The sequence below is a fragment of the Chitinophaga sp. genome (genome assembly GCF_019236475.1).
GTDB lineage: Bacteria > Bacteroidota > Bacteroidia > Chitinophagales > Chitinophagaceae > Chitinophaga.
In genome coordinates, this window is sequence record NZ_JAFAIX010000009.1 from 348,301 (window position 1) to 362,673 (window position 14,373).

A 14,373-nucleotide genomic window follows, 5' to 3' on the forward strand; every position below is an offset into this window, starting at 1 on the left:
ATTTACTCTACTTTGCCGGATATTTTATTCCTTTTTCTATGCGTAAATATATATTGCTGGCACTAACGATAGTTGGTTTTCTGCCTGCCATGGCGCAGGCGCCTACCCCAGACGCTTTTCTGGGGTATACGCTCGGAACACGCTTTACGCCCTCTTATCGCGTAGCGGACTATTTCCGCGCTGTTGCTGCCAGCGTGAAAAATGTAAAAATAGAACAGTATGGCACTACTTACGAAGGTCGCCCACTCATCACTGCCGTCATAGCCTCTCCGGAGAATTTCGCCCGACTGGAGCAAATCCGCAGTAACAGCCTGGATGCTGCAGCCGCCAAAGCCAATATGCCTGCAGGTCAACCTGTTATCGTCTGGCTCAGTTATAATGTGCATGGTAATGAAGCTGTTTCCACAGAAGCAGCCATGAAAACACTGTATGAACTGACCAATAACGGTAATGCACAAACGCAGGAATGGCTTAAAAATGTGGTAGTTGTCATGGATCCCTGCCTGAACCCCGACGGACATGACAGGTATGTGAATTTTTATAATGCCAACAGAAGCCTGAAACCGAATGTAGACCGTTATACCCGGGAACATAATGAACTATGGCCCGGCGGCAGACCCAATCACTATTATTTTGACCTAAACCGTGACTGGGCCTGGCAATCGCAGCAGGAATCGCAGCAACGCCTGGCCAGCTATAGCAAATGGATGCCACAGGTACATGTGGATTTCCATGAACAAGAAATAGATGCGCCTTATTACTTCGCCCCTGCCGCAGAACCTTTCCATGATGCCATCACTCCTTGGCAGCGTGAACTCCAAGTAATGATCGGGAAAAATAATGCTAAATACTTTGACCGCGAAGGCTGGTTGTACTTTACAAAAGAAAGGTTCGATCTGTTCTATCCTAGTTATGGCGATACCTATCCCATGTATAATGGTGCGCTTGGTATGACCTACGAACAAGGTGGTAGCGGAAGAGCCGGCGTAGCAGTGCTGAAGCAGGATGGAGATACGCTTACCCTCACAGACCGCATTGCTCACCATTTCACTACAGGGATGTCTACCATTGAAGTGGCGGCTACCAATGCGGCAAAAATCAATCAGGAATTTGCCCGCTTCTTCCATGATGCTAAAACAAACCCACAGGGCGTTTACAAAAGTTATGTTGTGAAAGCGGCCGGCAATCCGGAAAAACTAAATACCTTGGCGGACTTGCTTCGCAAAAATAATATCACCTTTGGATATGGCGCTACTGTAGGCGCTGCCAGCGGTTTTAGCTACTTCTCCGGGAAAACAGAAAACTTTAACATCGACAAAGAAGACCTGGTCATCAGTGCTTATCAGCCGCATTCAACTATGCTGCGGGTATTATTTGAACCCGTGTCTCACCTTAGCGACTCTGTAACATACGATATCACTGCCTGGGCTTTGCCTTATGCATTCGGATTACCTTCCTATGCCGTGAAACAAGGGCTTACTGCTGCCGCAGATTCTCCGCAGGTGAAGAACAACAAAGCATTGGCTGCAGAACAACCTTATGCATATTTGGCAAAATGGAACAGTATTCGCGATGCGCGTTTCCTCTCCGCATTACTGCAACGCAATGTGAAAGTACGTTTTAGCGAAACGCCGTTTACCGCTGGTGGTAAGGATTTCCCAGCAGGAACGCTGATCATTACCCGCAATGGCAATGTTACAAATTTATCCGACTTCGATAACTATATCACCACGCAGGCCAATCGATTTCGCATTTCCTTGGATGCTGTCAGCACCGGTTTTGTAGAAAAAGGCACCGATTTCGGCTCTGATAAAATTCGTTTTATCAAAGCGCCGAAAGTAGTGATGTTGGCCGGCGACAACGTATCTTCCCTAGGATTGGGCGAGGTATGGCACTTCTTCGAACAACAACTGGACTATCCGATTAGTATTGTCAATGAAAGAAATGTGAATGAGGTAGATTGGCAGAATGTAGATGTACTGATTTTACCTGATGGCGATTACGCTGCCCTGAATGATAAAGGCACTTCAGAAACGTTGAAGAGCTGGGTGAAAAGAGGCGGTAAACTGATTGCGATAGAAAATGCCGCAGCACAGTTATCAGAGCTGGACTGGGGTGTACACATGAAGAAAGATGAAGGCAAACAGGAAGCTGGTAAAACTGCTGCCTACAACGAGTTGAAAACATATGCCAACCGGGAGAGAGAAAGTGTAAAACAGTTCATTCCAGGCGCTATTTACCGTGTGGATATGGATACTACACATCCGTTGGCATTCGGTTATACGAGCAAATATTACACGCTGAAACAAGATGCCCGTTTATATGATTTCTTCGACGGTGATGGTTGGAATGTAGGCATCATGAAACGCGATAATTACCTCAGCGGTTTCGTGGGTACTGCTACCTTGCAACGCCTGAAAGATGGCGTGATATTCGGTGTGAAAGACAGCGGACGTGGTAATATCGTGATATTAGCAGATAACCCTTTGTTCAGAAGCTTCTGGGAAAATGGGAAACTGCTCTTTGCTAACGCGGTATTCTTCGTAGGAGAGTAGTTTTTCGTGCTGTTCCGCGCATCGCGCGGAACAGCACAGTAAGGGAATGTTGAAACTATCAAAGTGCAGTAGTTCCAAAACGTTTAGTTCCGCCCGAAGGGCGGAACTAAACAAAAAAACAAAAGTCGAAAGTTGACATCGAAGATGTCAACTTTCGACTTTTGAAAAAAAAATATAAGCTTACATCTTACGTTTAATATTACAACCCAGCGCGCTAGAAGTCGCCACCACCACAGTTTTTCCCGCCAACATTTCATTAATGGCATTATGCAGCAGCTTACTTTTCACTGCTTCCGCATTACCCGGACTATCGTCAATAGCTCCTTTATATACTAGCTTCCCATTTTTATCAAAGAGAAAGCATTCCGGTGTATGATTCGCATCAAAAGCATCTGCAATTTCAGCATTGCGATCTACTAAGTAATACCATGAAATATTACGCTTTGCAGCATATTCTTTCATGGCAGCTAAGGATTCGCCAGCATTGCGACTCGCTTCATTAGAATTGATCATTACTACTCCCACACGATTGTTATGGGCTGTTTCGCAAATGTTTTGTAGTCGTTGTTCATTGCGGAGCATATAAGGACATTGGTTGGCAACAAAAATTACCAGCAATCCTGCACTGCTTTTGGCAGCATTAAGAGAAATTTCCTTGCCGGAAATATCGGTGAGACGCGTGTCAGCTTTGGGGATAGCGGCGCCCAATTCAAGGGATGCTTCATTCGTTGGAAGGAACGAAGAAAACAGCAAGGTACAGACAGATAAATATAGTGCGGACTTAATCATAAAAACTATTTTCAGGTCCAACAAAAGGTGGTTAAATGTGACTAAAATCATCAGAAAGATAGGCCAAAAAATGATTCCTTTCACCCCCTAACACTTAAATCAACTTTAGCACCTGATAACCAATAAAAAGCTGTTTCCCGACAGGCGGAAAACAGCCAAAAATCTTATCCAGCGGCCAGATTAGCGTAATAGCAAGAAGCTCCCTTTTATGAGTTCTGTGGTGCCATCTACATATTCTACCAATGCCATATATACATAACTGTCCATATTACCGGTACGATTGTTTACTTTTCCGTCCCAGCCAAATGCTTTGTCGTTTGCAGGTATATTAAATCGTTCAAACACCTTGTTACCCATGCGGTTAAAGATGGTGAAGCTTTTCACTATCCTGATATCGCTGGAACCAATGATGTAGAAAATATCGTTTTGCCCGTCTCCATTAGGGGTGAAGGCCGTAGGCATAATGGTACGGGGCAGTGTGGAGGTGAGTATCGTAGCATCAGCGGAAGCCGTGCAATAATAACTGTTCGTAATAGTCACCTTGTACTTCATGCTGGAACGTACCGTGGCGATAGGGTTTGGACAATTATTGCAAGATAAACCTTCTGCTGGCGTCCAGGTCCAGGAGGTGGCCGGATCGCCTTCTACTTGTGTGCGCAATGGTACCTGTGCAGGACGTAATAAGTTCGATGTCACGGGAGATAGTTGCAAACTAAATGGAATGTATGCTACATCGCCGGTATTATTATCACGCACTGTTTCCGGTAGAATCGCGTTATAATTTCCATTGGCATCTGTACTGCCATCGCTATTGATCACCGCTAAGATACCATGGCCTTTTTCAGGCGCAGGAATGGTATGCGTGTATACGTGACAGTTACCTTCCTGACGCACCGTAGTATAAAACACTGTACCTAGTCGCTTGCCAGTCCCATCGTCGTAAAAAGTAACTGGAATCTTGGACATCACACTGTCATATCCGTTATGCATGCAGATATTGAAGGCTACGACTACTTCTCCTTCTTTGTAACAATGGGCCTCTTTTAAGTCGATGGTAAAGTCGGGCGCAAAGATGGCGATATGCGCGGTATCGTATAACGTACAGCCGTAATTATTCGTTACCTGCAATCTAATATCATCGCTGTTTTTCATCGCAGCAATAGGATTATCACAATTGGTACAACTGATGGTATAAGTATTAGCGGTAGACCAAGTAGGCTGGTACGGTTTATCCAGCGTAGTATTGTATCTCAGGTCAAATCTATCTTTACGATATACCTGTGTATCTGCTGGCATTACCTGGAGTACTGGTGGGGTGTAATCTGTATCATACTGATTATTGGTATAATCTTTTTCAATCAATCCACTTTGAATGGTGTAGGCTATTTTCCCACCTGTATTGACGGTTGCGAAAACCTTGCCACTGGCAGGAGTGCCAATAAAATGTCCGTAGTGATCACACGCATTGACGCTATAGGTACTCGTGATGAAATCCGTGCCAAGCTGGATGGCGCCTGGTTGTGCAGGATCTGCATCATAAAAACGTACGATTAATCCTGGAGGAATATTACCCGCAATAAAATTGTTACACAGTTGGAAATCCACGTGCAGCCTATTGTTGCTGGCACAGGTAAGATGTTGGACCTGCACGGTATAATCGTCTGCAATAGGAATATGGATCGTAGCCATAGCGCTATCATAGCAGCCGAGCGGAGAATAAGCAGTGATTTGGCGGGTAGTAACCGTGTCTTTGCGGTAAGGAGCTGTATAAGTAGGGGAGACGCAGTTACTACAACTGAGATCATCCACTGGGGCCCATGTAGCAGTTGCGATAGTCCCGTTTTTCCCTTCCGCTTTCAATACTGCGGTGGTGAGTGGTTGCACCGTCAGGTCTGAGATATCAATTACTGGCGTGAAACGGAAATGGCGTTTTACTGCGATATTATTATTGTAGTTAGACTCCACTACATTGGTATTCGGTAATGCCAACGGAAGCGTAGTGCCGTTATCATTAATCACCGCGTAAATGGAATCGAGGTTACCCATTTGTACATTGGCTACAGTGGTAAAAACTGGAGTACTACATTTACCTGGTAGATCTGCCGGCAATGGATATAAATTGCCCAGTAGCTTGGCTCCTGGCTGGCGGGGATCTTTATCATAAAAGGCTACTGTTGTTCCTTTGGGAATCGTTTTATAGCCCATGTTGGCCGCATACAAGCTAATCCGCAATTGATTCTGCTGATAACATTCTGCCTTGGTCAGATACAGTATTGCATCAGGAGTAGGATCATCTACCGTCACATGCAATGTTTCTGATTCATCCGTGCAAACGCCATCCGTAGCGATCAGGCGGATATTATAAATCCCTGGGTCCAGGAAGGTATAAGTGAGATCTACGTTCGTGCTGATCACTTGTTCCGCCATGCCTTGGTTATTGCTCATCAGCCATTGGTAGGAAGTCGCGTTTCGAGAACGGTTGGTGAAAACGATTTTATCCAGTTCTATACCTTGTTTGGAAGCTATTTTTCGTTTATCGGGCGTGAATCTGGCTACTACGCCGCAGCTCACTCCCACTACGTCGGTACTGATGGAAGTACAGCCGCCATTAGTAGCTAGTAGGGTAATTTTATAATTACGTTTATCTGTAACAGTTAGTGTAAAATCCTTAGTGGTAGCAGCAGGTAGATCGTCTACCAGCCATTGGAAAGTGGCGGTGCCGGTAGTGGTATTGGTAAATGTAATTTGATTGCCTTGCAGCGGGTAATCGATGTTCTTGCTGAAAGAGGCCGTGGCGGTAGGTATGCAAGGTGGATTGCATACCGTACTGTTGATCATTTGGGGCAGCGCAGCATTGATGAAATTATGCATACGGTCTGCCTGGCCCTGTGTGAATCCCAGGATACAGCCTGTTCCCTGGCCGTAGTCCATAAAATTATCCGGGAGATCTGGCACGTCTACACTGAAACCGGAGAGGGTATCGGTGCTGCAGGAATTTTGTGGCGTGGCGCAGGAATAACCGCCGGTAATGGTTTTTTCCGGAGGCGTATCGCATACTTTGTCGCCATCCACGGTGCAATCATCATTCTTACAATCCATATTTCCGAAAGTATGCAGGAGGCTGAGATAATGGCCCATCTCATGCGCTACGAGACCAACACCGAGGCCCGCCACAACGATGTCTCCCCCAGCGCTAGCATATCCGCCCATCTTCATCCGCGTCCATTGGCCGCATTCAAACAGTTGCATGAACTCGGACTTAATATCCGTGACTACCCAGATATTGATATAACGATTGCCATCCCACCGGCCCAGGGCAGTAATTTTATCCCCTTCAAGATCATTATCGAAATCCGTCAAGTAGGACTTGACGCGGGTGATACCGGTGGTAATACTACCATCTGGCGCAGTTTGTGCCAAGCAAAACTGGATACCTGTATTGGTACGACCACCTGTAAAAGCGCCGGAGGCAGAATAGGCTTCATTCAGGTCTTTGATCGCCTTTATCACAGCAGCATCGGTGATGCTGGCAGGATTCTCATTGATAATATGTACTACTACCGGAAGGGTAACGGTGCCGGTTGCACGAAAGCCAGCTCTTTGTCGGGCGAGGATGGCTTTATCCACGAATTGCTCCCTGGAAAGAAACTGTGGATTGCTGCGCCATCTATCCATCATGATATCCGTACCGCATGGACGGATGGCTGCTGTCAACTGGGCCTTTGATAGCAATGGTGAACTGACGAATAGTATAACAATAAGGATAATACGAGTGAGTGTTCCTTTACAGATTTGCATTTTCCAGGATTTGGTTGTTGGCATACGGTGTTGTCACTGACACAGCCCCAAAATTACAGGAAACATCTGTTAAAAAATTACTATTTGATTGGGAGTGGAAAAATTATCTTGTGGAAGGAATGACCTTTGGCTTATGGCCGGCATTTTCCTTTCGATTTTCGCTGAGATAGCGAATACTCGCATTCAATTCGAACCCTACAAGCAGGAAGAAGGAATTGAAAAATACCCAGAGCATCAGGATCAGGATAGTACCGATAGAGCCGTAGATTTTGTTGTAATTGCCGAAATTATTCACAAAATAGGAGAAACCTATGGTCACGAGCATCATACCGCAGGTGGCAACAGTAGCGCCGGCGGTGATGAAATGCCATTTCTTGGCAGTAGCGGGACCGAAGCGATATAATACCGAATTGACAGAATACAACAGCATGATGATAATGATCCAACGGGAAATATCGATGATATTTTTCACGAAGGAGCTGGTGATATGGAGCCAGTTGAAGATGGTCCGAAGCGTAGCACCTTGTGCGATCATCAAGCCTACTGTAATCAGGAGAATGACACCCAGCAGGGCTGTCAACTGCAAGGCCACGAGCCTATTTTGCCACCATTTGCGTTTATGGAAGCCAGAGCGTTCCATTTTATTGAAGGAGCGGAGTATTCCCATCACGCCGTTGGAGGAATAGAAAAAACCCATCAGGAAGGCGACAGACAACAATCCATTACGGTGCGTATGGAGGAAGTCGTGGATCATTTCCCGTACAATCATGTAGGTATTGTAATTGGGCGTAAGATCCTGTGCTAGATCGTACAAGGTCGGCTCAATATTCTTCAGTGGAACAAAGGGTACCAATGTAAACAAGAAGATAAAGAACGGAGGAATGGCCAACAGGAAGTTAAAAGAGATGGCGCGGGCACGGTCGCCGAGGCCACGGTTTTTAACTTCCTGTCCGAAATATGTCAGCACATCATACAATGGCAGTCCTTCAAACCCTGGTAAAATCAATGTTTTAGTACGTTCTACCAGTTGTTTGTAGGGTTTCGATCTGAATATTAAGTTTTCAGGTTTAAATGCCAAGATGATATATGTTGAGGTCAGTAATGATTATAGTCCGCGTTTATTGAGTTCTGCCTGGTATTTTCTGGCATTTTCAAGATGCTCTGAATAGGTAGCTGCAAACGCATGATAGCCGGAAAAATCCGATCTGGCGCAAAAATACAGATAATCTGTTTCTGGTGTATTCAGTACAGCGTTGATGGATTTTTCAGACGGCGTACAGATCGGGCCAGGAGGCAGACCTTCATTGCGGTAAGTGTTATACGGAGAATCAAACTGGGTATGTCCTTCCCGGATTCTTTTCAGACCGAAATCTTGCAAAGCGAATTTCACAGTAGGATCGGCTTGAAGGCGCATGCCCTTGCGGAAGCGGTTCAGGTAAACACTAGATACCAGTGGTTTTTCGTCGTTTTTATTGGTTTCTTCCTCCACGATAGACGCTAGGATGGTTACCTGTATAGGCGTCAGGCCGAGGGCTTTGGCTTTCGCTTTACGTTCGTCTGTCCAGAAAGCGTCCATTGCTTTTTCCAGTTTCCTGAAAACGGCATCGGCATTGGTATTCCAATAGAATTCGTAAGTATTGGGCACTACCGCGCACATCACGGTGTTGGTGTCCAGGCCAAATTGACGCAGGTATACCTGGTCTTTCAGCATGGCTCGGAGGGTAGTGGAGTCGGCTTCCAGGTTACTGGACACCTTATGAACGAAGTCGTCTTTGGTGCGGAGTTTATTGATCACCAGGGTTACAGGTGATTGTTTCCCGGAGCGGAGCATCTTTACGATTTCGAAGTTGCTCATGCCACGGGCAATTTTATATCTACCGGCTTTTACCTTGGCTGGATAACCAAACTCTTTTGCCACCCAGTTAAAGCTACCGGCATTGCGTATAATACCTTGTTCCTGGAGGCCATCTACTACGTTGTTGTAGGTGCTTCCAGTGCGTATGTAGAAGTATTTATTATCTCCAAAAGCGCGGGTGTTGGGTCCGAAAACTCTATAACTGACATAGACCAGCGCCCCTGCTGCCAAGCATCCGATGATGAGCAGACTTCTTTTCAGGAGCATGGATTTCCCGGCGGATTGCTTCTTTTTTGCCATAGATAGTAATGGTAACAAAAAACCTCGCTTTTAACGGCGAGGTTTGCGAATATATTATTCAAACAATATTATTTAGACTGACCAGGAGCCGGTTTTGCAGGCTGACCCTGTTGTGCAGGAGCTGGTGCTGGCTGAGGTGCTTGTATTGGCTGATTACCAACGCTCTTTTCAATAGCTGTTTTTTCCAGGGTCTGGGTACCAGCTTTGGAACCAGAACCGATAAAGAAAGGAGCTGTCAGGCACAGAATAGCGATAATTGCTGCCAGTACCCAGGTACCTTTTTCAAGCACATCCGTAGTCTGACGTACGCCAATCACCTGATTACCAATACCTCCAAAGGAACCGGATAAACCGCCACCTTTAGGATTCTGGATCAGAACGAAAAAGCCCAGTAACACACAGGCCAGGATAATCAGGATACCAAAAACTATCAACATAGAAACGACTATTTATTTTTGTCTATTAGTGACTTTAAATCTTTTATCTTTTGCGCAAAATAAGCGTTTTTGTTGGGATTAAGCAAACTTAATTTTTGATATATCTGTATGGCATTCTGGTACTGATGCTGACGTACCCAAATTTCTGCCAATGTTTCAGATACAATGTCTGTATCCACCTTAATAGAATCCAAAGCCATTTTCTCTACTGTTTCAGAGATTTCAGGCTCTTCGGTCTCTTCATACAGGCGGTGCAGTTGTTGCTGATACCAATCTTTGCTGGTTCTGCCAGCGAAATTATCCTTCATCTGGCGTAGCCAGGAGGTAAAACTCTTCATTTCGGCTTCTCGCTGCACACTCAGTTCATCAGCATGTTCCGGATCTTTCAAGCGTTTATATGCAAAATAATCATCTGTGAATAGTGGCTGAAATACTAATTCTGTTGCTTCTTCTGTCGGAATTTCCAATGGAAATATTTTTATCGGCTCGGAAGACGCTTCTTCGGCTTCCGGCACTGCTGTTGTTTCAAAATTGTTTATGTCTGCTTGTGGCGGCGCAGCACTACTCACCTCTGGCTCATCCTCAGCAACAGGCGATGGTTCCGTTGCAACCGGCTCCTCTGCTGCTGCTAAGTGTACAGAAGGATCCAGTATGGCCATGTCTTCCGTTACTTCTTCCTCTACTGCCTGATCTACTACTTCCGCTGCTGGTAATTGAACAGTAGGGTTCAAGATGTCAAGGTCATGCTTCACTTCTTCCTCCACTGCCTGATCTACTACTTCTGCTGCTGATAATTGAACAGTAGGGTTCAAGATGTCAAGGTCCTGCGATACTTCCGCTTCATCATGCTGAATGGTTGTTGACTGTGTATTCAGTACGGAAGGCTCATGGATAATGGCCTCCGTGAAGGCGGTGGGCACTGCAGGTATATCGGCTTCGGTGTTTGCAGGAGCAGGGGGTGTGTGAATAGCTTCCGGAAGCGTATCCGTAGGAATAACCCGCGCAATACGTTCTTCTACTGGCATTAATACCGCTTCGGTAGTAACGAACTGGTAGAAATGATGGGCCTGATGGCTGTAGATGCTACCGGTTTTGACAGTAGGACTATTTAAATCCTCATGGCGACTATAATCTTTCTTTGCCATAAGCACGCGAGCGGTTGCAAAGTAAGGATATTCCGTCACCAGCTTTTTTAAAGCGGCTTCATCTACCTGGTGAAGATCAGGTACATGGAAGATATGCTCAATAATCCTGTTTGGTGTCATACCTGCTAATGTAATAAAAATCTGATATGTATCAGTCGTTGCTACAGAATTTGACTACCAGTTAGCAAATGCCCGGTTAAAGATATCATCCGTAATATTCGGAATGATTTCATTATCCAGGAGGCCATTCTCTACGCTGCTCGCCAGTGAGGTAGCGGGGAAGTCGGCGCTACGGGAGAAGGATTGCGTGAATCCTTTTTTATCGCCCACACGCTTCAGGAATATTACATTCACGGTCACTGTCAGCCTAGATCTGGAAGATTTATCGACATTGGTTACAGCGGCATTGGAATAAGTGTAACCGGTGATGGTAGCCCTGAATTCATAATCCGCTCTCGGTTCTGTTTCCGCAACTTGTACCAGTTTGGTTTGTCCTTGAATTTTATCACGGAGTTTTTGCGTCATACGTTGGCCCAGGGTAGGGTTGTTGATAGGCGCTCTATTCTCCACAAAACGAACATTCACGGTTTTTGCTTCCTGGTCGATACTGGCGCCGGTGGCGGAGTATTTAACGGAGCAGCCGCTTAATATGGCGAGTACTCCGAAGGTCAGGAGTATCGGGAATAATTTCCTCATGTATGGATGCATTATTTTATTCTGCGATGTTATATTCTTTCAGTTTCCTGTACAGGGTTCTTTCAGAAATCCCCAGATCCAAAGCGGCATCTTTACGTTTGCCCTTATGTTTTTTGAGGGCTTTGACGATGAGTTCCTTCTCTTTGTCGGCGATAGAAAGTGTTTCCTCTACTTCTTCGTGGTGATCGATTTTATTATCCTGTATAATGATAGGCTGTGCATTACCAATGGTGGGCGCCTGCGGTGCAATATCTGTTGCCGTGGCAGGGTAGCTGTGTAATACATGGGTATCTGCTGGATGGAAATCGTGATTGTGTGCAATGGTCGGATTTTGCAGAATATCGAAGAACATCTTTTTCAGTTCTGTTACATCTTTCTTCATATCGAAGAAAAGTTTGTACAGGATGTCCCTTTCACTGGCGAAATCGCCGCCATGTGGCTGAGGTGCAGCCAGCATGGGCAGTCTGTTTACTTCCAGGTGTTCTGGCAAGAATCGTTTCAGATCATGTGCCGTGACCATTTTATCCGTAGATAGTACAGAAATCTGTTCTGCAATATTTTTCAGTTCTCTTACATTACCTCTCCATGGATAATTAACGAGCGCGTTGCGAGCTTCATCATCCAGTTGAATAGAAGGGGTTTTATATTTTTCAGAGAAATCTACGGAGAACTTACGGAAGAGCAGGGGAATATCCTCTTTTCTGTCACGTAGTGCAGGTACGCGGATAGGTACGGTGTTGAGCCTGTAGTAGAGGTCTTCTCTGAACTTCCCTTGTTGGGTTCGTTCGAGGAGATCCCTATTGGTAGCGGCAATTACGCGTACATCTGTTTTTTGTACTTTGGACGAACCCACGCGAATATATTCGCCAGTTTCCAGTACGCGGAGTAGTCGCGCTTGTGTTCCCAGCGGCATTTCCCCGATTTCATCCAAGAAGATAGTACCGCCATTAACGGTTTCAAAATAACCTTTACGGTTGTCTACTGCACCGGTGAAGGAGCCTTTTTCGTGTCCGAATAGCTCGGAGTCGATAGTGCCTTCCGGAATAGCGCCGCAGTTTACCGCGATGAACGGATTGTGTTTGCGGGCGCTTAACGCATGGATGATCTGCGAGAATACTTCCTTACCAACGCCGCTCTCTCCGTTTATCAGCACGGTGAGATCGGTATTGGCTACCTGTACAGCCACCTGCAGCGCGTAATTCAGCGCCGGGCTATTGCCGATAATGCCGAACCTGTTTTTGATAGCCTGTATATCCATTTTTCGTTAAGCCGGTTTAGTGATATGATAATTATTACGGTGAAACAGTGCTTACTGTACCGCTACTCCTCTCAATGTTCCAGAAGTGCAGCTTTCCACTTTCACCATAACGTAATCTCCTTTCTGATAGTTTTCTTTCGGGAATACAATCACTTTATTCTGATCGTTTCTGCCGTAAAGTTCATCTGATGAGCGTTTGGAAGTGCCTTCCACCAATACTTTAAAGGTGCGACCTACTTCGCGCTGCATTCCTGCCAAGGAATTCTGGCGGTGGAGTTCTACTACTTCCGCCAATCTTCTTTTCTTCACATCTTCTGGAATATCATCCTGGTAACGACGTGCTGCCAGGGTGCCCGGACGCTCGGAATAAAAGTACATATATGCCAGGTCATAACGAGCAAATCTCATCATGGCCATGGTATCTTGATGATCCTCTTCTGTTTCAGTGCAGAAACCAGTGATAATATCAGTAGAAAGACCGCAATCCGGCAGTATTTCACGGATACGCTCTACTTTTTTGATATACCACTCACGGGTATACGTACGGTTCATCAACTGTAAGATACGGGTGCTACCACTCTGCACAGGTAGATGTATATAATTACAAATGTTTTCGTACTTCGCCATGATGAAGAGTACTTCATCTGTGATATCTTTTGGATGGGAGGTGCTGAAACGTACGCGGAGCAAAGGATTGATCAATGCTACTTTTTCTAGCAACTGGGCAAATGTAACGGTTTCATCTCCGGCATCGTTGGTCCAGTAATAGGAATCCACGTTCTGACCGAGGAGGGTTACTTCCCGATAACCATTGTCGAACAGCTCTTGCGCTTCCCGAATAATGGAATAGGCATCCCGACTCCTCTCACGGCCACGGGTAAACGGTACTACGCAGAAGGTACACATATTGTTGCACCCACGCATGATGGATACAAAACTTGTCACACCGTTATTATCTAGTCTCACCGGACTGATATCTCCATACGTTTCCTCTCTACTCAACAACACATTTACCGATTTCTGACCGCCTTCCGCTTCTGCAATGAGGGCAGGCAGACTGCGATAGGCATCTGGACCTACTACCAGGTCTACCAGTTTCTCTTCATCCAGCAGTTTACCTTTCAATCGCTCAGCCATACATCCTAGGATACCTACTAATAACCCCGGACGCTCTTTCTTCGCACTCTTAAACTCCGTCAGGCGTTTACGTACCGTTTGTTCCGCTTTCTCCCGAATCGAACAGGTATTCACCAGGATGAGATTCGCTTCCTCTAGGTTACGGGTAGCACCAAATCCTTCGTCATTCAGAATGGATGCTACGATCTCACTATCGTTGAAGTTCATCGCACATCCGTAACTTTCTATATAAAATTTCTTGCTATATGTATTGGAATGGTTGGCAGCAGGTGAGAAGGCTTCCCCCTGTCTACTTTCATCATGCACTTTGGTGTTCTGATCCAGCATTTCCTTTCTCAAATTTAGGATGGCAAAAATAAGGAATAAAAGTTGAAAATGCCATTATGTCATTTTGATTGGCTAG

Annotated in this window: 10 protein-coding genes; 1 reads left to right on the forward strand and 9 read right to left on the reverse strand. The window is 45.6% G+C overall.

Annotated elements, in window-relative coordinates:
• The first annotated feature begins 38 nt into the window (after positions 1-38).
• A complete protein-coding gene (locus tag JO154_RS12715; protein ID WP_291945978.1) occupies positions 39-2,555 on the forward strand; it encodes a M14 family metallopeptidase in 2,517 nt (838 codons plus the stop codon).
• 180 nt (positions 2,556-2,735) lie between these two features.
• Here the strand turns inward: JO154_RS12715 and JO154_RS12720 are convergent, their stop codons facing one another.
• The 9 genes from JO154_RS12720 to miaB form a co-directional block, all read right to left on the reverse strand.
• A complete protein-coding gene (locus tag JO154_RS12720; RefSeq protein WP_291945980.1) occupies positions 2,736-3,344 on the reverse strand; it encodes a redoxin family protein in 609 nt (202 codons plus the stop codon).
• A gap of 180 nt (positions 3,345-3,524) precedes the next feature.
• A complete protein-coding gene (locus tag JO154_RS12725) occupies positions 3,525-7,142 on the reverse strand; it encodes a gliding motility-associated C-terminal domain-containing protein (protein WP_291945982.1) in 3,618 nt (1,205 codons plus the stop codon).
• A gap of 103 nt (positions 7,143-7,245) precedes the next feature.
• Positions 7,246-8,220, reverse strand: coding sequence for a YihY/virulence factor BrkB family protein (locus JO154_RS12730; protein ID WP_291945984.1), 975 nt, complete (start codon positions 8,218-8,220; stop codon positions 7,246-7,248).
• A 27-nt stretch (positions 8,221-8,247) separates the two neighbouring features.
• A complete protein-coding gene (gene mltG / locus JO154_RS12735) occupies positions 8,248-9,297 on the reverse strand; it encodes an endolytic transglycosylase MltG (RefSeq protein ID WP_291945986.1) in 1,050 nt (349 codons plus the stop codon).
• Positions 9,298-9,365: 68 nt separating this feature from the next.
• A complete protein-coding gene (secG, locus tag JO154_RS12740; RefSeq protein ID WP_291945988.1) occupies positions 9,366-9,734 on the reverse strand; it encodes a preprotein translocase subunit SecG in 369 nt (122 codons plus the stop codon).
• Between the two features lie 8 nt (positions 9,735-9,742).
• Positions 9,743-10,999, reverse strand: a complete 1,257-nt coding sequence (locus tag JO154_RS12745) for a hypothetical protein (protein WP_291945990.1) — start codon at positions 10,997-10,999, stop codon at positions 9,743-9,745.
• 54 nt (positions 11,000-11,053) lie between these two features.
• Positions 11,054-11,575: an LPS assembly lipoprotein LptE gene (lptE, locus tag JO154_RS12750; RefSeq protein ID WP_291945992.1), complete on the reverse strand. Its 522-nt coding sequence runs from the start codon at positions 11,573-11,575 to the stop codon at positions 11,054-11,056.
• 16 nt (positions 11,576-11,591) lie between these two features.
• Entirely contained in the window at positions 11,592-12,833 is a 1,242-nt protein-coding gene (locus JO154_RS12755) for a sigma-54 dependent transcriptional regulator (RefSeq protein ID WP_291945993.1), read from the reverse strand.
• Between the two features lie 51 nt (positions 12,834-12,884).
• Entirely contained in the window at positions 12,885-14,297 is a 1,413-nt protein-coding gene (miaB, locus tag JO154_RS12760) for a tRNA (N6-isopentenyl adenosine(37)-C2)-methylthiotransferase MiaB (RefSeq protein WP_291945994.1), read from the reverse strand.
• Positions 14,298-14,373 lie beyond the last annotated feature (76 nt).